A 25,536-nucleotide genomic window follows, 5' to 3' on the forward strand; every position below is an offset into this window, starting at 1 on the left:
TTTATCGAATAACCAGTTTTTCGTTATCAATTATCTATTACCTTTAATGTAAGGAATACCGTTTGCTCGTGGAGCATCTGCACGTCCAATGAATCCTGCTAATGCTAGGATTGTTAAGACATAAGGTGCGATTAGTAAGAAAATCTGTGGAATATTTTCTAATACTGGTATTCCAGAGCTTACAATACTTAAACTTTGAGCGAAACCAAAGAATAATGCAGCTCCCATTGCACCAAGTGGATGCCATTTACCAAAGATAACAGCTGCTAGTGACATAAATCCTTGTCCAACAATCGTTGCATGAGAGAAGTTTGACACGATTGTTAAGGCAAACACAGAGCCACCTAATCCACCTAATGCTCCAGAGAGTATTACGGCAATATAACGCATTTTTGAAACATTAATTCCGTTTGTATCTGCAGCCATAGGATGCTCCCCAACGGCACGTAGACGTAATCCAAAAGCTGTTTTGTATAAGACGAACCATGCAATAAAAGCAACTATAATTGCAACGTAAGAAGTAACATAAACACCTTCAAAAAAGATAGGTCCAATAATCGGGATTTTCGAAAGAACTGGTATGGTTTGAGAATTAAATGGCTCAGCAACCATGTCTGTTTGCCCTTTTCCATACCAAACCTTTGTCAAGTAAACCCCTACCCCAAGTGCTAGCATGTTAATCGCAACACCGCTAACTGTTTGGTCAGCTCTAAATGAAACCGAAGCTACAGCATGAATAACAGAGAATAGAGCTCCTGCTACCATCGCAACAATAATAGAAATCCAAGGAGTTAATCCACCAAAAACATCTGCAAATGCAAGGTTAAAGACGATACCAACAAAAGCACCCATTACCATTAAACCTTCTAATCCAATGTTAATAACTCCTGAGCGTTCACTAAAAACCCCACCTAATGCAGTAAATATAAGTGGTGCTGAGAAGAATAAAACTGTTGGTACAATTGATGCTAAGATATCGAGCATTTATTTCCCCTCCTTTTTAAAGCGAGTTAATGCCCAGCGAATAATATAGCTTGAAGCAACAAAGAAGATAATGATAGCAATGATAATATCAACGAGTTCAGTTGGTACACCAGCACTAGGCATTTCTCCTGCCCCTTCTTTTAATACTCCGAATAGGATTGCGGCTAGGACAACCCCTAAAGGATTATTCGCACCAAGTAATGCAACTGCGATCCCATCAAAACCAAGATTTGTAAATCCTGATATTACAGAAACATTACCATACGTTCCTAGTCCTTCCATTACACCAGCTAGACCAGCAAAGGCACCAGATATTACCATGGATAAGATAATATTTTTACTAACATTCATACCAGCATATTTAGAAGCATGGCGGTTAAAACCAACTGCTTTTAATTCATAGCCAATCGTTGTGCGGTCGATAATAAACCACATGATTAATGCTGCAAATAAGGCAATTAAAATACCATAATGCATACGAGAATAAAAAGTTAAAGCCTGTAACCATTCTGATCCTAGGGATGCTGTTGCAGCAATTTTTTCAGTTGATGTATCATGATCTGTCAAAACAGAACGAACAATCTCATTGGAAACGTATAACGCAATATAGTTCATCATGATCGTAACGATAACCTCATGAACACCAAGTTTTGCTTTTAATAACCCAGGAACGAATCCCCAAAGCCCACCTGCAAGAGCACCTGCTAAAACTGCAAGTGGTAGGTGAATAATCATTGGTGCGTCAACTATAAGACCAACCCATACTGCCGCAAGCCAACCAATGATAACCTGTCCTTCAGCACCGATATTAAATAGTCCCGAACGAAATGCAAAAGCAATCGCAAGACCAGTTAAAATAAGTGGTGTTATTCTCCTAATTGTTTCACCTATTGTAAATTCATCATAAAAAGCACCATTCCATAAGGCAATGTATCCTTCTATAGGATTATGTCCAGAAATAAGCATGATAATGGCACCAACAATTAATCCAAGTAGAACGGAAATAATGGGTACGAGAATACCAAACAAACGATTATTTGACTTCACTTGAATCACCTGCCTCATTTGTTGTGCTACCTGCCATCAATAGTCCAAGCTCTTGTTCATCTGTTTCTTCAGGTTTCAGATTAGCAACTATTTTCCCGTCAAACATTACCGCGATACGATCACTTACATTCATAATCTCGTCCAGTTCAAAGGATACGAGTAAAACAGCTCGGCCTTTATCTCGTTCTTCAATTAATTTCCTATGAATAAATTCGATTGCTCCAACATCAAGACCACGTGTTGGTTGCGCTGCAATTAACAAGTCAGGAGAACGGTCAATTTCTCGTCCAATAATAGCCTTTTGCTGATTTCCTCCAGATAGTGCACGAGCAGGAGTAAACTCACTTGGAGTCCTAACATCATATTCTTTAATAAGTTCTTTTGCTTTATCGTAAATTTCATTATAGTTCAATACGGAAACTTTTGAATATGGTTTTTTGTAGTACGTCTGCAGAACCATATTAGCGCCAATAGGATAATCAAGTACTAATCCATATTTATGTCTATCTTGCGGAATATGGCCTAATCCACTTTTTGTTACATTTCTTGGACTCAGATTCGTAATATCTTTTTCTTTTAATTTAATCTTTCCTGAGCGGGATTTCGTCAGTCCTGTTATGGCTTCTATGAGCTCAGATTGTCCATTCCCATCAACACCAGCAATCCCCACAATCTCACCAGCACGTACATCTAGATTTAAACCTTTAACTAAATCTACTTTTCTAACATCCTGAACAAATAGATTTTCTATATGAAGTACTATGTCTTTAGGATTTGAAGGTTTTTTCTCCGTTTTAAAGTTAACTTCGCGTCCTACCATTAGTGAAGCAAGTTCATCTGGATTCGAATCTTTCACTTCAACAGTCCCGATTCCTTGACCTTTACGAATAACGGTACAACGATCACAAACTTCCATAATCTCTTTTAACTTGTGTGTGATTAAAATAATTGATTTACCTTCTTTTACTAGAGACTTCATAATATCCATCAGTTCATGTATTTCTTGTGGCGTTAAAACTGCGGTAGGTTCATCAAAAATTAGCACCTCAGCACCACGATATAGAGTTTTTAATATTTCTACACGTTGCTGCATACCAACTGAAATATCACTAATCTTTGCAGATGGATCTACCTTTAATCCATAACGGTCTGAAATCTCTTGAATCTCTTTTTCCGCTTTCTTAATATTGATACTACCAAAGATACCCTTTGGTTCACTTCCTAGGATAATATTTTGTGTAACGGTAAAAGGTTCTACAAGCATAAAATGTTGGTGAACCATTCCAATCCCTAGTTCATTTGCAATATTCGGGTTTGTGATATTAACTTTTTCACCTTTTACTCGGATTTCTCCTGCCTCAGGTTGGTATAACCCAAATAATACGTTCATTAAAGTGGACTTTCCAGCACCATTCTCTCCTAAAAGCGCGTGAATCTCCCCTTTTTTTAACTGGACTGTAATGTTATCGTTTGCAACTATACCCGGAAATTCTTTACGGATATTCAACATTTCAATCACGTATTCCACAAATGTCACCCCTCTTTAATTATCAATCAATAGTTTATATAATATTTAGGATTTCATTAGTATAAAATCACCAAATGAAAAAGACGCCAAACATCTTCTTCATTTGAAGATTTTAATGTAAAAAAAGATAGGAAAAGACCATTAAAGGCCTTTTCCATGCTTTTTAAAGGCTTTCTAAGAATGTTTCTAATTCTTCACGAGTAGTAGGAGCTACTACTTCACCGTTTAGAAGTTTTTCTTTCCACTCATCAACAGTGCTAATAATTTCTTCAGTCATAGCATCTTTATTTGTAGTTGCATAACCAATACCATCTTCTTCAATACCAAATTCTAGAAGCTCACCGCCAGGGAACTCACCATTCATTGACTTTGTTGCAACATCTTCAACAGCTACATCTACACGTTTAATCATAGAAGTAAGTGTTACGTTAGTATCGCCAACCTTACCTTCTTCATGCTGGTCACGGTCAACACCGATTACCCAAATTTCACTATCAGGATCATTTTGCTTCAAGTCTTTCGCTTGGTTAAATACACCGTTTCCAGTTGCACCAGAAGCATGATAAATGATATCAACACCATTGTTATACATATTTGTAGCAATTAATTTACCTTTTGCTGGGTCCCCAAAGCTTTCAGCATATTGTACATCAACTTCGATATCCGGATTTACAGACTTTGCACCAGCAATAAAACCAGCTTCAAATTTATTAATTAAAGGAGAATCGATTCCCCCAACAAACCCAAGTTTATTTGTTTTTGTTTTTAATGCTGCAGCAACCCCAACAAGGAATGATCCTTGATGTTCTTTAAATGTAATACTTACAACGTTTGGTAAATCGATAACATCATCAACAATACCAAAGTGTGTATCTGAATTTTGTTCTGCAATCGTTGTTAAATCCTCTTTAAGTTCAAAACCAATTCCATAAACTAAATCAAAATCATTACGCACAAGACGCGTTAAGTTTGGAATGTAATCTTCTTTACTATTTGATTGTTCATAAGCAAAGCCTTCACCTTCAGTTAGACCATTCTTCTCACCAAATGATTTTAAACCTTCCCAAGACGATTGGTTAAATGATTTGTCATCAACTCCACCAAGGTCTGTTACCATACCAACTTTAAAATCTGTAGCTTCTTCATTTGTAGCATCATCTCCAGCGTTATCTTTGTTACCGCTGTCTTTGTTGTCGTCTCCGCCACCACATGCAGCTAAAAGTAATCCTAATCCAAGGATTAACACTAACAAAAAGCTTAATTTTTTCATGAATATTACCCCCATAAAGAATTTAAATAAGTATTTTTAGTAATGTACTACTATGTTACTTTTCCTACAAAAGTCCCGAAATCACCCCCTAAAAGGTTAGGAAATTTATATACGTTTCCTTAATACATGGAAACTAAATACATCAGAACGAAAATAGTTTAAAGAATATAAAACTGGTTCATCGTCTTCTGTATAATGCATTTGTTTCAGTAATAATAGGGATTGATCAAAATCGCAGTTTAATATATTAAAAATTTTTTCGTGGTAACCAACAGGTTCAATATAAGTTATTGCATAGCTGATTCGATTACTAGCGTGTTCTTCTATGATCTTAAACAATGAATCTTCCCTATGGGCTGCTTCATTTGGAATTAAACCCTGTGGTAGTTTATCAATACAAAAGACCACCGGTTTCCCATCTGCTGTACGAATCCGCTCAATCTTTACAAGCTTAGCTAAATCATAGGGTTTAAATTTTTGTCGTTCTTCCTCCGTTGGTTCTATTATTTCTGTTGAATAGTACTGTGATCCAGGTTTCTTACCAGCTTGTTCGATCATATAGGTAACACTAGTTAGTTGTTCAATACCGGATGAAACAATTGGCTTTGGATTAACGAATGTACCAACCCCATGTTTTCTCGTTACAACATTATCTTCTTCTAACAATCGAAGGGCTTCTCTTAATGTAGCTCTAGATACACCTAAATTTTTAGAAAGCTCGAATTCTGAAGGAAGCTTTTCATTCGCATTATATATACCGGTTTCAATATCATGTTTAATTTTGTCGATAACTTGTAAATATAAATGCCTAGAGTCAGACTTAATTGACATAAAGAACCCCCTAGTATTTGCTCTATAACCTCGAGTATGTAGGATTTCCGACAAATACTGACAACCATACCTTGAATAATATATCATTAATTTCAAAACAAATAAATAGTTTTGTTAAAAAATCAATACTTTATTTTTAAATGTTATACTATATAGATCGAAACCAGTTAAAAAGCAGTCATATAGCGGTTCCAATGTATAGAAAAGTCACAAAAATATGGCTCTTCTCTTTTCAAATTAGTAAAGGACAAGATGACACGATATAGTTATACAGTATCACCTAGTCCTTATTCTATACTAACATTTCTATGAAGTTTTTTCTTCGGTTTGAGATACCAATACGGTACGTGGCTTACTTCCCTCGTATGGGCCTACAATCCCTCTTGCTTCCATTGCATCTATCAAACGAGCGGCCCTAGTATAACCAATACGAAATCTTCTTTGTAACATAGAGACACTTGCACTTTGCATTTCTGTTATGAGTTGTACTGCATCATCATACAGTTCATCATCGACTTCTTCCACCATGTCATTGGTTTCCTCAGGAATCATTTCCTCTTGATAACTAGCTTTTTGTTGTTCGATACAATGATCAACAATTCTTTCTACTTCTTCATCCGATAAAAATGCCCCTTGAACACGTATTGGTTTAGAAGAACCGACAGGTAAGAATAACATATCCCCACGACCAAGAAGTTTTTCAGCTCCCCCTGAGTCTAGAATTGTTCGGGAATCTGTTGATGAAGATACACTAAAGGCAATTCGTGATGGAATATTTGCTTTTATTACCCCTGTAATAACATCCACCGACGGTCTTTGTGTTGCAATAATTAAGTGAATACCAGCTGCCCTTGCCATCTGTGCAAGTCTAGTAATTGAATCCTCTACATCACTAGATGCAACCATCATTAGATCAGCCAACTCATCAACAATCACGACAATATAAGGAAGATTTGGCTGTCCGTCATTGTCATCTACTGTCCGATTATATTTTCGAATATATTCATTATATCCCTCTATATTTCTTGTCCCAGTATCTGAAAATAATTCATACCGTCTTTCCATCTCCGCGACAACTTTTTTCAGAGCACGGGATGCTTTTTTTGGATCCGTTACAACTGGTGCTAATAAATGTGGGATGCCATTATAGACATTTAATTCTACCTTTTTCGGGTCAATCATCATCATTTTTACTTCATGCGGCTTAGCACGCATTAAGATGGTTGTAATAATGCCATTCACACAGACACTTTTACCACTACCTGTTGCACCTGCGATTAATAAATGTGGCATCTTATTTAACTCAGTATATACGGCATCACCTGAAATATCTTTTCCGAGACCAACTAATAGTTTAGAAGATTGGTTAGTTCCTGTACTATCTAATACTTCCCGAAGTGATACCATAGCAATTTCTTGGTTTGGTACTTCAATACCAACTGCTGATTTACCTGGAATTGGAGCTTCAATACGAATATCCTTCGCTGCAAGGGCAAGTGCTAAATCATCATGTAAACTAACAATCTTACTAACTTTCACACCTGCTTCTGGGTAAACTTCATACTTTGTCACTGCGGGGCCAACGTTTACCTTTGTAACTCTTGCTTTTACTCCAAAACTATGGAAGGTTCTTTCTAACTTTCTTACTACCGACTGTATCTGGGCCTTATCATGATATTGTGAGTTATGTGCCGGTTCAATTAGTAAGTTTGGTGATGGCAAAATGTATTCAGGATTTTCCACTTCTGCCATGGGCATTACTTCTACATCATCTTCTGGATCTTCTTCAATTTCTTTTTTACTCTCTTGCTGTTCAACTACATTAGTCTTAGGAGCAATATGTTCTTCAAAAGCATAAGTAACATCAGGAAATTCTTCTGCTTTTGTCTCTATTATCGGATCCATGGTTACGAGTCTATCATCTAGTTCTTCATCTTTGTTTTTATTCTTTTTCTTATGTTGACCTGGTTTCACTCTTTCTTTTAGTTTCTTTATCTTATGTTTACTTTGTTTTCCAATTTTAGTAAAGAAATCACCTATTGAAAACTCGGTCAGGAAGATTAGACCAATTACGATAGAAAAAATAGCGACAATCTGTGCTCCAACAGATGAAAATAAATAATAACAAAATGCAAACAGGAATGCTCCAATCATTCCACCACCTATTTGACCTGCCGATGAGTTATCTCCAACAAAATTAAAAAAATTATCCCAAGTTGCTCTTAAAATTGAAGAATCGCTTGAAGTTGCTAGTAAACTCTCATACGTTTGAATATGAGTATAGAGCAAGGTTCCTAGTAAAATAATATAAAATCCTATCATTTTCTTATGTAAAAAGTTTGGATAACGTCTCTTAATAACTAAATATGCACCAATTACAAGTAAAAATAGAGACGCAGTAAAGTACCATATCCCTAAGAAAAATCGAAAAATATGTTCTAAACCACCAGGAATCGCTCCATCACTTATTGCACTAGCACCACTTCCAAAGATTGCTAGAAAAATGAATAATAGGCCAAGCAGTTCAAACTGTACTTGTTTTTTCAGTGAATTTTTCTTCTTTTTTCTTCTTCTCTTCTTCGCCATATGCTCACCTCTTACACTTCACTGCTGTTCTGAAATTTAAACCCCTGCCAAGTTTTGGCAAGGGTATTATCATCTTGTTGATTATTAATAGTATACCATATTCAAACAAATTTAACGATTTATATTAGGATAATATAGAGCCAGGTATATACTTATCATTTAGGTAGTCTTGTGGATCTGTCGACAATAATTGTACGAGTTGATACTCACCATTACTGTTTTTTTCGACAAAAACAGTTCTCCCGTCATATGTAACACATTGGCGGTTTGTGTAAACATTTTCAGCTGTAGGAAAGATATCAGATTCAGATAATGGTGTATACAATATCATTATTGGATAACCTCCTGTTCTCCGTTCCCTTTTGCTTGAGTTATAAATTCGTTGATTTTTACCATTGCCTCTTTTACACCACCAACTTCGTCAATCAAGCCATACTCAACTGCATCTGTACCAATAACATTTGTTCCAATGTCCCGAGTTAAATTTCCTTTTGCAAACATTAAATCCTTAAATTTTTCTTCTTGAATATTAGAATGTTTGACGACAAAATTAATTACTCTTTCTTGCATTTTATCTAGATACTCAAAAGTCTGTGGTACACCAATTACAAGACCTGTTAGGCGAACAGGATGAATCGTCATCGTAGCAGTTGGCACGATAAAGGAGTAATCAGTCGAAACCGCAATAGGTACCCCAATAGAGTGTCCACCACCAAGTACAATTGATACTGTTGGCTTAGATAATGAAGCAATCATTTCCGATAGAGCCAGGCCTGCTTCTACGTCCCCTCCAACTGTATTTAATAATATTATTACACCTTCTATTTTAGGATTTTGCTCGATTGCAATTAATTGAGGCAATAAGTGTTCATATTTTGTTGTTTTATTTTGTGGTGGTAATTGTATATGTCCTTCTACTTGTCCAATAATCGATAGAACATGTACATTTGAATCTGGTGCTTGTGGAACGTTCGTTTGACCAAGTGCTTGAATCTTCTGTACTAGAGATGATGGACCTGATTGTTCCTCTTGTTCTTCTTGATCCTCTTTTTTTTCTGCATCTTTATTCATCATGAAATGCACTCCTTTCAAAAATAACTATAGATATAGTATGAACGAGAAACTGTAAATAAATTCTCACTTTGAAGTGATTCCCCAAAGTGTCGTTCAAACCGGTGGATTAATAATTTGTAACTAGGAATGGGTTTTACCAATATAAATCAACAAAAAATTAAAAAATGACTACCAAATTTGATAGTCATTTGAAAGGAAAATAATTAATACACTGTACTTAAACTACTTATTTGTTTAGGCTCTCTAATAGCGTTCTTACGTTGTTTTCCTCAACTTCTGTTAGTGGAACTAGAGGAAGGCGAACTCCTCCAGGATTAATCCCTTTAAGAACTAGAGCGGCTTTTACAGGTGTAGGTGATGGTGCTTCGAACAATCCGTTCATAATCGACAATAACTTACGATGAATTGAGGCTGCACTTTTGATATTTCCATCGTTAAATGCTTGAACCATTTCTTGCATTTCATTTCCTATAACATGGGATGCAACTGAGACAATCCCATCTCCACCTATAGCCAGCATAGGTAAAGTAAGACCATCATCCCCACTGTATACTGTAAAATCCTCACTAGTATTCTCAATAATGATAGCTGCTTGATCTAAATCTCCACTTGCTTCTTTTACAGAAACAATGTTTTCAATCTTGCTTAATTCGATGATAGTTTCAGAAGTCATCTTAACTACAGAACGACCGGGTATATTATATAACATTACTGGAAGTGACGTCTCATTAGCTATTGCTTTAAAGTGTTCATACAATCCACGTTGGTTTGGTTTATTATAGTACGGGGCAACAAGCATAATAGCATCAACGCCACATCTCTCTGCTTCCTTCGTTAATTCAATGGAGCTTTTTGTATTATTTCCACCTGTACCTGCGATTACCGGTACACGTTTATCGACAATTTTAACAACGTGTGAGAATAGTGCAATCTTTTCTTTTGTTGTGAGTGTAGGAGATTCACCTGTAGTACCAGCAACTACTAATCCTTCTGTACCATTTTCTAGCAGATAGTTAACTAATTTTGTTGTTTCATCAAAGTTGATTTCCCCATTTTCATCGAATGGTGTAATCATAGCAGTTAAAATTTTACCAAAGTTCATATAAACTCACCTTTCTGTTAGAAAATCATGTAAAATTGTCGATTCCCTAGATAAATTGAATTCCTCGTGCAAAGCGTTTACGGCTTTATAAACATCTTTGTTGGGAATCAAGACCCAAATTGTAGTGTGGCTATCAGCAGATTGTAATATTTGAACTCCTTGCCCAGTTAATGCCTGCACAATTCTTGAGGCAACCCCAGGAACACCTGTCATACCGGCACCAACTACAGAAACCTTTGTGCAGTCCTTCATTACGTTCGGCTTGAAGCCGTTCTCTTTTAGTATTGCAGTTGCCTTCTTCGTTTGTACATCTGGTACAGTGTAAACCACACCCGTAGGATATATATTAATAAAATCGATTGATATTCCAGCATCTGCCATTGCTCTAAATACTTCGGATTGCATTCGATAGGCTTCTTTTTCCTTGGTTTGAACTTTTATCTGTGAAATATTTGCTAGATGAGCTATCCCTGTTACTAAGCGATCAGACACATCCACTCCTAGAGTTTTACTAGTTTCTGTGGTTACTAAAGTTCCTCCACTTTTTTCATATGTTGAGCGAACAAGAATTGGAACTTTTGCATGCATCGCTATTTCCACCGCTCTTGGATGTATCACTTTAGCACCTTGATATGCTAGGTTGCATATCTCCCGATAGGACACAATATCTAATGCACGTGCGTTTTTTACTACTCTTGGATCTGCTGTCATGATCCCATTAACATCTGTAAATATTTCAATTCTACTTGCTTTCAGCGCAGCACCTAACGCAGCGGCTGATGTATCGCTTCCACCACGACCTAGAGTTGTGAGTTCTCCAAGTGCATTTTTTCCTTGAAAGCCTGCCACTACTACTACATCGTATTGTTTAAATTCATTCTGTATACGTGTTGGATTAACTTCTTTTATTTTTGCTTGATTATAATCTGCATTTGTTAAAATACCAGCTTGCGCTCCAGTTAACGCAACAGATTTTATCGATTTCTTTTTTAATTCATTTGATAATACAACAGAGGAAATAATCTCTCCACAAGCCATAAGCATATCCAGTTCTCGACTTGTGATAGAATGCTCTGGAAAATCAACTAAATCTAAAAGAGAATCAGTTGCATAGGCACTCGGCCTCCTACCTAATGCAGATACAACGACTACAAGCTTAAAACCATCTATTACTGCTTTTTCTATATGGTTAATTACATGTTCCCTAGATTGTTTATCTTGTACAGAAGTTCCACCAAATTTTTGAACTAATATCTGCACACTTTGACACCTCTACCTAACTTTAGTTTATTTTAATAGCATCCCCTTTTCTAGAACACGTTCAGCTATCTGTACTGTATTCCATGCAGCACCTTTAAGCAAGTTGTCAGATACCACCCACATATGGAAACCATTATCCTGATCCAAGTCTTTTCTTACTCGACCAACAAACACATCCGTTTTACCAGCAGCACTGAGTGGCGTTGGATAAACTTGCTCACTAGGATCATCCTGTAATGTTATACCATCTGCATTACTTAATACTCTCCATAAGTCTTCCGTGGTTAAACCTTCTTGCTCTACTTCAATATATACACTTTCAGCATGAGAAGTGAAAAACGGAAGACGAACACAAGTAGCAGTAACCTGAAGTTCGGGGGCATGCATGATTTTCTTTGTTTCGTTAATCATTTTCATTTCCTCAAATGTATATCCATTATCTTGGAACAAATCAATTTGAGGTAATGCGTTAAAAGCAATTGGGTAATGCTTTTTATCCGCTTTTACTGGTAATAATTCTGGATTTATTTCTTCCTCATTTAAGAAATTTTCAGCTTGTGATCGTAACTCTTCAACTGCTTGATTTCCTGCACCAGACACAGCCTGATACGTCGAAACAATCACTCTTTTTAAACCAAAGGCATCTTGTATTGGTTTAAGAGCAGCTACCATCTGAATGGTAGAACAATTTGGATTAGCTATGATGCCTTTATGATTAGCTAAATCTTCTCCATTTACCTCCGGAACGACAAGTGGTACATTCTCATCCATACGATAAGCACTTGTATTATCCACGACAACAACACCTCGTTTAACTGCTTCAGGAGCTAATTGTTTTGAAACCGCTCCTCCAGCAGAAAACAAAGCTATATCTATATCTATAAAACTATCATTCGTTGCTTCTTCGACAGTTATTTCATTACCCTTAAAATCAACCGTAGTACCAGCTGAACGCTTTGAGGAGAGAAGCTTTAATTGTTGGACCGGAAAATTCTTTTCCTCTAATAGTTTTACAATTTTTTGACCTACTGCACCTGTTGCACCAACTACCGCTACATTATAAGTTTTTTGTGTCATGATGATGACTCCTTCCTCAGACGGATAATTTAATTTTCAAAATCACTTTAATTCTTAAGATTTTATTTTATCATAAACTATTCTGAGAATGGAATTAAAACTGGTTGCAATTGTTTACCTTCTAAAGCAGATTTAATTGAATCTGGTAATAAATCCATCTTTGCTACTAAAGAATTCGGCTTTTTATAAGGGTCATCCTGACCAAAAGGTACAAAGTATATAAATTTACTAGACATTAGGCGCATTAAATTAACGCCATTCAACCCTAAAGCATCATTTGTAGAAATTCCTAACACTACGGGACTACCGTTTCTCATGGTTGCTTTCGCAGCCATTAATGGTGGAGAATCAGTTTGGGCATTAGCAAACTTACTCATGGAATTACCTGTTATCGGAGCGATTACCATACAATCTAGAGGGTTTTTGGGTCCAAGTGGTTCAGCACCTGGCATCGTTGATATTACCTCTTTACCAGTAATTTCTTCAATTCTTGCAATATGATCCTTAGCCTTTCCAAACTTTGTATCAATATTTGCAACTGTGTAAGTTACCACTGGAACAACTTCTGCACCAAGTTCCATCAAACGTTCCATTGGACCGAAAACCGCTTCATATGTGCAGTGGGAGCCAGTAACTCCAAAACCAATTCTTTTCCCTTTTAAGTCCATCCCAATAACTCCTTTTCCTTTGTTAATATTTGAATAATAACGTCTGCAAGTATTTTACCAGCTGTTTTAGGTGCTACAATACTAGGCAAACTACGAGCTAAAATAGCTTCTATTCCTCTTTGTTTTGCGTAGTCAAAATCCGTTCCACCAGGTTTTGATGCCAAATCAATAATCACTGCATTTGATGGAAGATTTTGTATCGCTTCCTTTGTAATAACCATTGCCGGTATCGTATTAATTAACAAATCACATTCACTTGTATACTCTGGTAATTTATTTAGTTCAATTGGAGTTAATCCCATTTCTGTAATTCTAGCAAGATCCGTTGATTTTCTTGTTGCTACAGATACCTTTGCACCTAAAGCAGCAAACTTATTAGCAACAGTATTACCAACTCTACCAAACCCTGTAACAATTACTCTTGAAGAATGAATCGTATAATCCGTATTCTCAATTGCCATCATAATAGTTCCTTCAGCTGTCGGAATTGAATTGTAAATTGCCACATCATCTCGGTCTAGTAAAGGGATTAACGATGTTTTAGTCTTTGTTGTTATTTCCGTTAAGTGGTCGTTCGCTATTCCTGTAAATACTACCGCCTTCTCTTTTAATCTACGGAACCAGGCTTCCGTAATGCGAATTTCTTCTATAGAAAAAACAGTTTCAACTTTTCCTTCCTCATCAGTACCTGTGATTGGTAATATGACAATATCTAATTCCTCACAATTTAGATCTTCGAATTCAGTCTGGTTTAACCCGGTAAAGCTTTGTTCCAACTTATCATAGCCGACCAAAATAAGTTCTATATTTTCAATAGCTTGTAGCTGCCTAATTAATTCTAAATATCTCGCATCCCCGCCTATTACAGCTATTAATAATTTCATTACTAAGAACACCCTCCAACTTCAGAATAAATAGATCCATGACAACATTGTTTTTCATAGTTAGTTAAATCATTTTTCTTAATAGCTTATGTTCTAATAGGCGGTTAGTGAATATTTGTTGGTAAAATACAGAAAAAAGGCTAGTATCTTTACTCCGATACTAGCCCTTACCCAAATTATTCTGCTTCAATCATAATCATATCCTCACCAATTTTACGGATTGAATTCCAGTGTATCTTGGCTACTTCACCTTCTTTTTTCAATCCAAACCATTTATAGTTTGGTAAGATAAAGGAGTGTATTTGACCAGTGTGCTCATCAATCTCCAAATCGGTTTGCCCCAGAACTCCTAAACGTTTTCCATTGGAAATATTAACTATTTCTTTATTGCTAATATCATTATAACGCATTCATCCACCTCCATATCTTACGGTTACTTCATATATATGCTTAAGAATACCTGGTATTCCCTCATCTGCTACTTGGGTCTGTGAAGTTATAATTAGTACTCTTCTATCTGTATCAAGACTAACTATTCAAGTTAATTACCAATAAAAGTTAGAAAATGTCACACTAATTTTCGTTATCCATATTCTATAACACGAAACAGTTATGTAATAAATTATTAAGAAAAGACCACCGAAACTACAATAGAAAATCCCTTATCTATAATAAAATAGCATATCAATAGGAAAACCCAATGATATGCTCTCAATTACAAATTTTTAGTTGTATATTGGCTGTATTCCTACAGTTTATTGAAACTGTGCGGTACTAGGAATTTAGTTAGAACAACATACCCGCTATGGAAATACACTCAGCTTTCCGCGGGCGGCTGGTGAGCCTCCTCGAAAAATAAAAAACAATTTTCTTCTTGCGATGTTAATGCTGCCGAAGCTTTCCTTGTCCTGCGGGAATAGAACTTGTCCGAAGACCCGCAAAAGATGCATGTTCAAGTAGTACCCTGGTTGAGGCCGTGCCCGCGGCAAGGCAGACACTGCGAAGGTATTTTCGAGCAGATGTCGCCCCTTTACTGGAAGTGAAAGCGGAGTATTCTGCCGGAGCGGTATCGTAACACTTCACTACTCAATTTAAATTATGGAGAAGACAATAGTTGTTACCGCACAGCTTATATCTACAAATAGGTAAATTCCAGGAATAGCAAAAATCTATTAGGAAAAGCCTATTTATTTTAATTGATATTTAAACTATTTTTGGTGCAATTAATGCTGTTGAAGGTTCAACACCAAATGTAAAATCAATTACCTCGCGAATAGAATCATGACTCACCGCATCAATTTCTTGAATCATTTCGTCTAAGGAACGATGACGCTGTAAGAGGAGTTCATTTTTTCCATTTCTACTCATTCGACTATTCGTGCTTTCCAAACTTAGCATTAGACTGCCTTTTAATTGTTCCTTACTATTTCTTAACTCTTTATCGTTTAACCCTTTTTCCTTCATGGATAGGATTGTACTTTCGATAGTTTCTTGTAATAGTGGTAATTGGTCCTTCCCTGTTCCAGCGTATATGGTTAATAAACCATGATCTAAGAAAGAAGAGTGATAAGAGAATACGGAGTATGCAAGTCCTCGCTTTTCCCGGACTTCTTGGAACAGTCTTGAACTCATGCTGCCGCCAAGAACATTATTTAAAATAATTAAGCTGTAAATATTCTTTGCTCCTAACGGTAAACCGTTGTAACCGATGCATAAATGAGCTTGTTCTGTATCTTTATGACGCTCAATTTTTTCACTTAAGAAATTAGGCTTCTGAATTTTTGAACGCTCAAATATGGAACCGTAATGACCAAAATAGCTCTCCACTCTCGATATAAAATCAGTTTCTACATTCCCAGCTACCGAGACAACTACATTCTCTGGTATATATTGCGTATGTATATATTCTCTTAACGTATCAGGAGTAAATGTTTTTAAATGATCTTCTGTTCCTAAAATAGGAAACCCTAATGGATGACGTCCATAGGACGCTCTTGCTAATAAATCGTGTACAATGTCATCTGGTGTATCCTCATACATTTTTATTTCTTCATATACTACTTTTTTTTCACGTTCCATTTCCTCCGGATCAAATGCCGAATTAAAGAACATATCTGCCAAAACTTCTAATGCATAATCTTTATGAGTATCTAGGACCCTAGCATAAAAACAAGTATATTCTTTTGAAGTAAAGGCATTAACCTGTCCACCAATTGCATCGAAAGCTTCGGCAATATCTGACGCTGAGCGTGTTTCTGTACCTTTAAAAAACATGTGCTCCAAAAAGTGTGAGATTCCATTATTTAATTCATTTTCGTTTCTTGAACCCGTCCTTACCCAAATACCAATTGTAACTGATCTAACTGCTGGTATTTTTTCTAAGACAATGCGAATGCCATTATTACTAGTATGTTTTTCAATCAAATTAGTTCCTCCTGTAAAAACTATCGAGTTTCAGATAATAATTTATCAATAGTACCTATTTTATAGTCTTTCGCTTTAATTTCTTTTATTAGTGATGGTAGTCCTTGAACAATAGAAGGAGTGGGATGCATTAATATGGTTGCACCTGGATGGATTTTTCCCATCACTCGATTAATCATAACATTTACTGTCGGATTCTTCCAATCTACGGTGTCTACCGTCCATAAGATTGTATTCATCTTTAACTCATCCGCAACAACAACCACTTCTTCTGAGAAGCTCCCACTAGGTGGGGCAAACCACTTTGGCCTCTTACCGGTAATCGCATAAATTACATCATTGGTATCCTTTATTTGGTTTACAATCTCTGTTCTACTTAATCTTGCCATATCTGGGTGATTGTAAGCATGGTTACCAATAGTATGTCCTTGTTCCAAAATCATTTTCACATAATCTACATTATCCTTAGCCCATTTCCCTTCAAGAAAAAACGTTGCTTTTATTTTATGTTCATTAAGGATGTTTAGGATTTCAGGGATATGCTCTGTTCCCCAGGATACATTGATTAAAAAAGATACCATCTGCTTATCTGGATGACCACGGTATATTGGAGCTGCTTCTAAATCCTCGAGTGAAATCTTTGGTGCTATTTGTTTATAGACAAGTAAATTCTCATTAAATTTACCTTCTTTTTTCATTCTCAAATACGATGCATCTACATCAACTTGGCGCCCATTTCTCCCAGGTGTTTTTTTCCATACAGGATCGATATAAGCATCTTTTGGTTCATCATGATAGGAAGTACTTTTTTCTTGGATTTCTTTATAAAGTGGATCTTCCTCAGATTTAACGACAGGAAGTTGAGAAAAAACAGCTTCATCTTCCATTTTGAAAGGATTAACATTTATATTAAATGAAAGCAGTACAATAATTACAAAAACAACTAAGTTAATATAATTCCGATAGTTATACATATAATCACTCCTCCCTCTCATTTATATGAGTGAGGAGGACAAGATATGAAAATCTAAAGCAGAAACACGATCCAATTATGCATAAGTATTGGTACCTTTATGTATCCTTTTCATGAGATGGAATGCATAAGCTAATATATTGAGGAATATCTATGTAATAAAAAAAGAAACTGGATTTCCAGCTTCTTATTAATATTACAGTGTTGATTTTTCAGCTTTCTCTTTCTGTTCTTTTAGAACAGCTTTACGAGAAAGGTTAACTCTTCCTTGATGATCAATTTCTTTTACTTTTACCATAATCTGATCACCAATCTTAACAACATCTTCAACTTTATTTGTTCTCTCTTCAGCAAGTTCTGAAATATGAACTAACCCATCTTTACCTTTGAAGATTTCTACAAATGCACCAAACTTTTCAATACGTTTCACTGTACCTAAGTAGACTTGACCAACTTCTACTTCTCGTACAATATCTTCAATAATATTTTTAGCTTTTTCATTCATTTCTGGATCTGTTGATGAAATGAAGACACTACCATCTTGTTCAATATCAATCTTAACGCCAGTTTCTTCAATAATCTTATTGATTTGCTTACCGCTTGGCCCTATTACATCTCGGATCTTATCTGGATTAATACTCATTGTTAAAATCTTTGGAGCATATTCTGATAATTGCTCTTTCGGCTTAGAGATTGTTTTCATCATACTTTCTAAAATTTGCATACGTCCTTTTTTCGCTTGAGTAAGGGCTTCTTCTAGGATTTCTCTTGAAAGACCATCAATTTTGATGTCCATTTGTAGCGCTGTAACACCTTTTTCAGTTCCAGCAACCTTAAAGTCCATATCGCCTAATGCATCTTCCATTCCTTGAATATCTGTTAGAATCGTATAATCATCGCCAGATTTAACAAGTCCCATTGCGATACCTGCAACTGGTGCTTTTATCGGTACACCTGCATCCATCATAGCTAATGTACTTGCACAAATACTCGCCTGAGACGTTGAACCATTTGATTCTAACACTTCTGATACTAGTCGCATTGTATATGGAAAATCCTTCTCTGAAGGAATTACTTTTTCTAGTGCTCTTTCACCGAGAGCTCCATGCCCTATTTCCCGGCGACCAGGTCCACGCATTGGTCCTGTTTCCCCAACACTATATTGAGGGAAATTGTAGTGGTGCATAAATCGTTTAGATTCTTCTAAATCTAATCCATCTAAAATTTGCACATCACCTAGTGCACCCAGTGTACATACACTTAATGCTTGTGTTTGTCCTCTTGTGAATAGACCAGATCCGTGTGTTCTTGGAAGTACTCCGATTCGGGAAGATAATGGGCGTATTTCATCCGGTTTACGACCATCTGGACGAATCTTTTCTTTTGTTATTAATCGACGTACTTCTTCTTTAACCATTTTATCAAGGATAGAACTTACTTGTTTGACAACATCAGATTCTTCTTCCTGATAACTAGTTAAAATATCAGCTTTTACTTCACTAATAGCAGTTTCTCTTGCATGCTTTTCCTTCACTTGGATCGCAGCAAGTAATTTTTCATGTGCTTCAGCTTCTACTTTTGTTTTTAACTCTTGATCAAGTTCAAATAATACAACTTCCGATTTTTCGGGTTGAATAGCTTGTACAATTTCTTCTTGGAATGCAACAAGTCGCTTAATTTCATTATGACCAAACATAATAGCTTCCAGCATTATTTCTTCAGGTACTTCATTTGCACCTGCTTCAACCATATTTATTGCATCCTTTGTTCCAGCAACAGTTAGTTCAATATCGCTCTGGGCCTCTTGCTCAACAGTTGGATTAATAATAAATTCGCCATTAACTCTACCAACATGAACCCCTGCAATTGGTTGTTCAAATGGAATATTAGAGATGGATAGTGCAATGGATGAACCAACCATAGCAGCAATTTCAGTAGAGCAGTCTTGATCTACACTCATTACTGTACTTATGACTTGTACTTCATTGCGGAAGCCATCAGGGAATAAAGGTCGAATTGGTCTGTCAATTAATCTTGATGCCAAGATAGCCTTTTCACTTGGTCTACCTTCTCTTTTGATAAACCCGCCAGGAATTTTACCTACTGCATATAGACGTTCTTCATAATTTACTGTTAATGGAAAGAAAGGCAAATCCTTTGGCTCCTTAGATGCAGTGGCAACACTAAGAACAGACGAATCACCATATTGCACCATACAAGCTCCACCAGCTTGCTTTGCTAATTCTCCAATTTCAACAACAAATGGTTTTCCGGCTATTTCTGTGGAGAATACTTGTTTTTCAATCGCCATTATTACTAAAACTCCTTTCATAAAACACTTCTATATTTATTTTATACTTATTAAACTCTAATGTAAATTTTATCACTGGTTAATTACCTATCGAATGATAAGTCAGTATGTCTTTTCATGATTTTTGTAAAAATCTGTGCGTCCTAAGAGAGACTGCTGATAATATGTGTTACCTATATGTATGTAAAACAGGATAAACGTAGAAAAAAAGCAGGATTACTCCTGCTTTTTACATTATCTACGTAAGCCAAGCTTTTTAATTAACTCACGGTAACGTGTTACGTCTTTATTACGTAGGTAGTTAAGTAAGTTACGACGCTTACCAACCATTTTTAAAAGACCACGACGTGAATGGTGATCCTTCTTATGAACACGTAAATGCTCATTTAAAGTATTGATTTCAGCAGTTAGTACAGCGATTTGTACTTCTGGTGAACCAGTATCACTTTCATGAACTTTGTATTCATTAATGATTTCATTTTTACGTTCTTTTGTAATAGCCATGTTAGGCCACCTCCTATTATTATAGTAACCCCTGTCCCCTAGCAAACGTCGGAGTTTCGATTTGCCAAGCGAAGGTTTTAACTGTTTAAGTGTACATCTTTTTTCAACAAAATGCAAGGTTTAGCCAAAATGAATAATAATTCCTAACTTTATCTCTCGAAATAAGAACGTATTTCTTCTTCATCTAACTTCATTCGTTCGACCAAATCTTCCACACTATCAAATTTTTCCTCATTACGTATAAATTTATACCATTCTACAATTACTTCTTTTCCATATATCTGTTGTTCAAAATCAAAAATATATACTTCCAGTGATAAATCAATTCGGTCCTCTGTAAAGGTTGGGTTTGTCCCAAGACTTGCCATTCCTTCATGATAAGTTCCATCTATTATCATACGAACAGCGTATATACCAGGTTTAGGCAAATGAGCTTCTGAATTATACTTAATATTTGCTGTAGGGTAGCCTAATTCTCTACCTCTTTTATCCCCTTGAATAACTAATCCACTTGTAGTAAGTGACCTTCCAAGTAGGGTGTTAGCTTGCTCAACATAACCTGAATCCAGAAGACTTCTAATTTTGGTAGAACTAATTTTTTCGTTATCTGATGACACTTTATCAATCATTGTATGATTAAATCTCCCATTAGCATGCTCGCTGATGGTTTCCATATTACCTTTACCCTTATGTCCATATGTAAAATCAAAACCCGCCACTATATGCTTTATATTTAATCCGACAATAAAATGATTGACAAAATCTTCTGGGCTTAATGAAGAAAGTTCCTTGTTAAAATTAATTATATAAAGGCGATCAACGCCTAGATCCTCAAGTATTTTCTGTTTTTCCTTAAGAGGTGTAATATATTTCACGTCATGATTATTTCTGAGTACGACAGATGGATGAGGATAAAACGTTATTACTGCATTTTTCGTTTGAGTTTCTTTTGCTTTAGCAATTGCATACTGAATGACAGCTTGATGTCCTCGATGTATACCATCAAAAAATCCAATTGCAGCAATAGTTTCTGGTAATTCTTCGATTTGGAACTGATGGGGATACGTCAACTCTATTGTTTCCATTTTCTCACCTACGCTTTGACTACTCGCTAAATACGCGAATTGGTTTTATTTCACTCTTCTTCTCAGGATGAATTTGATAGATTGCTAATAATTTATCACCATGCATTACTTTAAATGGCTTTGTTTCCATTATTTGTTCTGGGCGGGATAGCTTTTGTCCATTTAATACCTTTTGTTCAGTTATTTCATCTACTTGGAGCGTATCTAAATGGGTCAAGCCTTCTGTAACGGGAAGTAATAACTCTCGTTCATTCCCATTAACACATGCCGCTTCAATGGTATCAAAATCAAATGTGTGTTCTCTACTAATTGCTCCAGTCTCTTCTCGAACAAGATGAGACATATGTGCAGGATACCCTAATTTCCTTCCAATATCAACACATAATGTTCGGATATAGGTTCCTTTTGAACACGTAACATTAAATTTTATTTTGTTACCTTCTTGTTTTTTTGAAACAAAATTAATATCATGTATAACCACTGTCCGTGAAGGGCGTTCAACAGTTTGGTTAGCACGAGCATATTCATATAGCTTTTTACCTGCTACCTTTACAGCAGAATACATTGGCGGAACTTGTGTAATCTCGCCCATAAATGATTTTAACACGTTTTCTATTTCCTGTTGACTTGGAAAATGGTCCACCTTCACTTCTTCAATAACAGCACCGTGTGCATCTTCCGTTTCCGTTGAGTTTCCTAAAGTAAGCTCGGCAATATATACTTTTGATGTTTCAGTAAGAAACTGGACAATCTTAGTGGCTTGACCAATACAAATCGGTAAAACGCCCTCAACTTCTGGATCAAGGGTACCTGTATGCCCTACTTTTTTGGTTTTATATAATCTTCTAATTTTCATCACACAATCATGCGATGTCCAACCTTTTGGCTTCCATAGAGGTAAAATACCATCCATAATTTTATAACCCCCAAAGGTTTAGTCTTAATAAAAATCTGACCCAACTGAGTCAGATTTTCATGATAAGACTATTGATTAATTTTTGTTAATATCACGTAGAATTGTTTCTATACGATTTCCATATTCAAGTGCTTCATCAAATTCAAAATTAATTTCAGGTGTTTTTCTTAACCGAATTCGATTGCCAATTTCGGAACGGATAAACCCTTTTGCCTTAGCAAGGCCAAGTAATGTGTCCTTCTTCTTATTGTCATCGCCAAGAACAGAAATATACACTGTAGCTTGTTGTAAATCCCCAGTTACTTCAACATCTGTAACGGTAACAAAACCAACACGGGGATCTTTAATTTTTCTAGTTATGATTTCACCTAATTCTTTTTTCATTTGTTCTGCTACCCGATTAGCTCGTAAATTACTCAAAGTATTCACCTCTTTAATTAAGAACACATATAAAAGTGGGAGGCGCCCGCTAAGCGACTCACGGACTGGACTAAGTCTTCTTTATCGTTAAGAGTCAAAGGAAGTCTCGCTAGTCGCTGGTGCCTGGATCTAGACATAAAAACAATATAGCAAGCTAGACGATTTCTACATTTGTAACGGTTCTTTCTAATTCAGAATACGTATCAATTACTCGAAGTACTTCCTGCATTACTTGTTCACCATGAGTACGTTCATTTGTAATCGTTACTATACCAAGCTTTGTCCGTTGCCACAGGTCATGGTAATCCAGTTCTGTAACAGCCACATTAAAATCCCGACGCAGCTTAGCAAGCAACCGTTTAATTACGGAACGTTTATCCTTTAAGGAATGGCCATCATATAATATGCATTCTACTTCAAGAGAGATTATCATTTACGCTCAATTTCCTCCATTACGAATGCCTCAATAATATCGCCTTCTTTGATATCATTATAATTTTTAATTGTTATTCCACATTCGTAGTTTTGGGCAACTTCTTTTACATCATCTTTAAAGCGTTTTAGAGCGTCAATCTCACCTTCGAAAGAAACAACTCCATTACGAATTAAACGAATACTTGCGTCACGAGTGATTTTTCCATCCGTTACATAGCTACCCGCAATTGTCCCAACTTTGGATACTTTAAACGTTTCTCGAACTTCAGCCTGACCAATAACTTTCTCCTGAAATTCAGGATCTAGCATCCCTTTCATTGCAGCTTCAATTTCTTCGATAGCTTTATAAATAACCCGGTGCAAGCGGACATCAACTTTTTCTGATTCTGCAGTATGTTTTGCGTTAGCATCCGGACGAACGTTGAATCCAATTACAATTGCATTAGAAGCGGAAGCTAAAATAATATCTGATTCTGTAATGGCACCAACACCAGTGTGAATAATCTTGATTTTCACACCTTCCACTTCAATTTTTTGAAGTGACGAAGCTAAGGCTTCAACAGAACCCTGAACATCTGCTTTAACAATTACATTGATTTCCTTCATTTCACCTTGTTTTATTTGTTCAAATAAATCATCAAGGCTAACTTTATTTGTTTCTGATCTATTTTCTTGAATATGTTTTTGCTGACGTGCTTCACCAATTTGACGTGCAGTCTTTTCATCTTCAAATACAAGGAATTGATCTCCGGCTTGTGGCACATCATTTAACCCTGTAATTTCAACTGGTGTAGAAGGTCCTGCTTCTTTCACACGTTGTCCAAGATCATTTACCATTGCACGGACACGACCAAATGTATTACCAACAACAATTGGATCACCTACACGTAATGTACCATTTTGTACTAGTAATGTTGCAACAGATCCACGACCTTTATCCAATTGTGCCTCAATTACAGTACCAGTTGCATGTCTTTTTGGATTAGCTTTTAGTTCTTCAACTTCAGACACAAGAACAATCATTTCTAATAGGTCATCAATACCTTCACCTTTTAGAGCTGAAAGTGGAACATAGATTGTATCGCCACCCCAGTCCTCTGGAACTAACTCATACTCTGTTAATTCTTGCATAACGCGGTCCGGGTTTGCAGTTTCTTTATCAATTTTGTTCACTGCAATAATAATTGGTACTTCTGCAGCCTTAGCGTGGTTAATTGCTTCAACTGTCTGCGGCATTACTCCATCATCAGCTGCAACCACTAGAATCGCAATATCCGTAACCTGTGCTCCCCGGGAACGCATACTAGTAAATGCGGCATGTCCAGGCGTATCTAAGAAGGTAATTTTCTTACCACTTCTGTTTACTTGATAAGCACCGATATGCTGCGTAATACCTCCAGCCTCTCCAGCAGTTACCTTTGTATTTCGAATGGAGTCAAGTAGGGTAGTCTTACCATGGTCAACGTGACCCATAATTGTTACTACAGCAGGTCTTTCCACTAGCTCTGCTTCATTATCCTCCTCTAAATACTTGTCAAAATCTGTATCTTCCAGAATTATTTCTTTTTCAACTTCCACATCGAATTCTGCACAAATTAACTCTATGGCATCATCATCAAGATCTTGGTTTTTTGTTGCCATTACTCCAAGGAACATGAGTTTTTTAATGATTTCTGAAGCTTCTTTGTTAAGTTTGCTTGCTAATTCACTAACTGTTAAAGTTCCTGAGTATTTAATTTGCTTCGGTGTTTCTTTTACAACTGGTTGTGGTTTAGGTTGGTTATTCTTTTTATTTCTTGGACCTTTATTCTGTTGTTTGTTGTTTGGTTTTTGTTTGTTATTATTCATTTGTTTTTTAGTATGTTGCTCCCCGTGCTTTGTATGCGGATTCGAAGTCGATTTTGTACCTTTTTCGATTTTCTCATCACGCTTAACTGGCTTATTTTCTGTCTTTTGTTGTTTTTCTTGATTGTTATTTGGCTTTGTATTTTCTTGCTTAGCAGAGAATTTTTGGTCAAGTTTCACGATCGTATCAGCATCAATTGTTGACATATGGTTAGAAACCTCAATATTTTTCTCTTTTAAAAAATTAATTACAACTTTACTTGTGATATTTTGTTTTTTTGCATACTCATATACACGCATTTTACGCATATG

Annotated in this window: 23 protein-coding genes; all 23 read right to left on the reverse strand. The window is 36.2% G+C overall.

The features are described 5' to 3' along the window. Positions 1-30: 30 nt before the first annotated feature. Complete coding sequence (locus tag TY11_RS07655) at positions 31-984, reverse strand: ABC transporter permease (protein ID WP_042144715.1); 954 nt, start codon at positions 982-984, stop codon at positions 31-33. Further along, a complete protein-coding gene (locus TY11_RS07660) occupies positions 985-2,049 on the reverse strand; it encodes an ABC transporter permease (protein WP_042144717.1) in 1,065 nt (354 codons plus the stop codon). Continuing rightward, positions 2,018-3,559 carry an ABC transporter ATP-binding protein gene (locus TY11_RS07665; RefSeq protein ID WP_042144720.1) on the reverse strand — a complete coding sequence of 514 codons (1,542 nt, stop codon included), beginning with the start codon at positions 3,557-3,559 and terminating at the stop codon, positions 2,018-2,020. Before TY11_RS07665 ends, TY11_RS07660 begins: the two co-directional genes overlap by 32 nt. A 163-nt stretch (positions 3,560-3,722) precedes the next feature. After that, positions 3,723-4,829 carry a BMP family lipoprotein gene (locus TY11_RS07670; protein WP_042144721.1) on the reverse strand — a complete coding sequence of 369 codons (1,107 nt, stop codon included), beginning with the start codon at positions 4,827-4,829 and terminating at the stop codon, positions 3,723-3,725. A 105-nt stretch (positions 4,830-4,934) separates the two neighbouring features. Then, positions 4,935-5,660 (reverse strand): GntR family transcriptional regulator, encoded by a 726-nt coding sequence (locus TY11_RS07675; protein ID WP_042144722.1) that lies wholly within the window; start codon positions 5,658-5,660, stop codon positions 4,935-4,937. 306 nt (positions 5,661-5,966) lie between these two features. Continuing rightward, on the reverse strand, positions 5,967-8,246 hold the full coding sequence (locus tag TY11_RS07680) for an FtsK/SpoIIIE family DNA translocase (protein WP_042144724.1): 2,280 nt from the start codon (positions 8,244-8,246) through the stop codon (positions 5,967-5,969). Positions 8,247-8,370: 124 nt separating this feature from the next. Beyond that, complete coding sequence (locus tag TY11_RS07685; RefSeq protein WP_042144727.1) at positions 8,371-8,577, reverse strand: YlzJ-like family protein; 207 nt, start codon at positions 8,575-8,577, stop codon at positions 8,371-8,373. Next, the gene (locus TY11_RS07690; RefSeq protein WP_042145250.1) at positions 8,577-9,317 is read right to left on the reverse strand and encodes a ClpP family protease; all 741 of its coding nucleotides are present in this window, start codon (positions 9,315-9,317) and stop codon (positions 8,577-8,579) included. Before TY11_RS07690 ends, TY11_RS07685 begins: the two co-directional genes overlap by 1 nt. Before the next feature lie 229 nt (positions 9,318-9,546). Beyond that, a complete protein-coding gene (dapA, locus tag TY11_RS07695; RefSeq protein WP_042144730.1) occupies positions 9,547-10,422 on the reverse strand; it encodes a 4-hydroxy-tetrahydrodipicolinate synthase in 876 nt (291 codons plus the stop codon). A gap of 6 nt (positions 10,423-10,428) precedes the next feature. Continuing rightward, positions 10,429-11,682 carry an aspartate kinase gene (dapG, locus tag TY11_RS07700; RefSeq protein ID WP_042144732.1) on the reverse strand — a complete coding sequence of 418 codons (1,254 nt, stop codon included), beginning with the start codon at positions 11,680-11,682 and terminating at the stop codon, positions 10,429-10,431. A 27-nt stretch (positions 11,683-11,709) separates the two neighbouring features. After that, complete coding sequence (gene asd, locus TY11_RS07705) at positions 11,710-12,759, reverse strand: aspartate-semialdehyde dehydrogenase (protein WP_042144733.1); 1,050 nt, start codon at positions 12,757-12,759, stop codon at positions 11,710-11,712. A 77-nt stretch (positions 12,760-12,836) separates the two neighbouring features. Then, the gene (gene dpaB / locus TY11_RS07710; protein ID WP_042144735.1) at positions 12,837-13,427 is read right to left on the reverse strand and encodes a dipicolinate synthase subunit B; all 591 of its coding nucleotides are present in this window, start codon (positions 13,425-13,427) and stop codon (positions 12,837-12,839) included. After that, positions 13,418-14,311 (reverse strand): dipicolinic acid synthetase subunit A, encoded by an 894-nt coding sequence (gene dpaA, locus TY11_RS07715; protein ID WP_042144737.1) that lies wholly within the window; start codon positions 14,309-14,311, stop codon positions 13,418-13,420. The genes dpaB and dpaA overlap by 10 nt, the downstream gene beginning before the upstream one ends. 176 nt (positions 14,312-14,487) lie before the next feature. Beyond that, on the reverse strand, positions 14,488-14,721 hold the full coding sequence (locus tag TY11_RS07720; RefSeq protein ID WP_042144739.1) for a YlmC/YmxH family sporulation protein: 234 nt from the start codon (positions 14,719-14,721) through the stop codon (positions 14,488-14,490). Positions 14,722-15,514: 793 nt separating this feature from the next. Next, positions 15,515-16,735, reverse strand: coding sequence for a M16 family metallopeptidase (locus TY11_RS07725; RefSeq protein ID WP_042144741.1), 1,221 nt, complete (start codon positions 16,733-16,735; stop codon positions 15,515-15,517). A gap of 20 nt (positions 16,736-16,755) precedes the next feature. Beyond that, positions 16,756-17,709, reverse strand: coding sequence for a polysaccharide deacetylase family protein (locus TY11_RS07730; protein WP_042144743.1), 954 nt, complete (start codon positions 17,707-17,709; stop codon positions 16,756-16,758). 195 nt (positions 17,710-17,904) lie between these two features. Beyond that, positions 17,905-20,019 (reverse strand): polyribonucleotide nucleotidyltransferase, encoded by a 2,115-nt coding sequence (locus TY11_RS07735; protein ID WP_042144745.1) that lies wholly within the window; start codon positions 20,017-20,019, stop codon positions 17,905-17,907. Positions 20,020-20,253: 234 nt separating this feature from the next. Beyond that, positions 20,254-20,523 (reverse strand): 30S ribosomal protein S15, encoded by a 270-nt coding sequence (gene rpsO / locus TY11_RS07740; RefSeq protein ID WP_026906165.1) that lies wholly within the window; start codon positions 20,521-20,523, stop codon positions 20,254-20,256. 149 nt (positions 20,524-20,672) lie between these two features. Further along, positions 20,673-21,608, reverse strand: coding sequence for a bifunctional riboflavin kinase/FAD synthetase (locus TY11_RS07745; RefSeq protein WP_042144747.1), 936 nt, complete (start codon positions 21,606-21,608; stop codon positions 20,673-20,675). A gap of 19 nt (positions 21,609-21,627) precedes the next feature. Further along, positions 21,628-22,521, reverse strand: a complete 894-nt coding sequence (gene truB, locus TY11_RS07750) for a tRNA pseudouridine(55) synthase TruB (RefSeq protein ID WP_042144748.1) — start codon at positions 22,519-22,521, stop codon at positions 21,628-21,630. 78 nt (positions 22,522-22,599) lie between these two features. Beyond that, the gene (rbfA, locus tag TY11_RS07755) at positions 22,600-22,944 is read right to left on the reverse strand and encodes a 30S ribosome-binding factor RbfA (protein WP_042144750.1); all 345 of its coding nucleotides are present in this window, start codon (positions 22,942-22,944) and stop codon (positions 22,600-22,602) included. Positions 22,945-23,098: 154 nt separating this feature from the next. Continuing rightward, complete coding sequence (locus tag TY11_RS07760) at positions 23,099-23,377, reverse strand: DUF503 domain-containing protein (protein ID WP_042144752.1); 279 nt, start codon at positions 23,375-23,377, stop codon at positions 23,099-23,101. Next, complete coding sequence (gene infB, locus TY11_RS07765) at positions 23,374-25,533, reverse strand: translation initiation factor IF-2 (RefSeq protein WP_042144754.1); 2,160 nt, start codon at positions 25,531-25,533, stop codon at positions 23,374-23,376. The genes TY11_RS07760 and infB overlap by 4 nt, the downstream gene beginning before the upstream one ends. Positions 25,534-25,536: the final 3 nt, after the last annotated feature.

Origin of the sequence: Paucisalibacillus algeriensis, from assembly GCF_000577245.1 — a bacterium.
In the GTDB taxonomy this organism is placed as follows: Bacteria; Bacillota; Bacilli; order Bacillales; family Amphibacillaceae; genus Ornithinibacillus.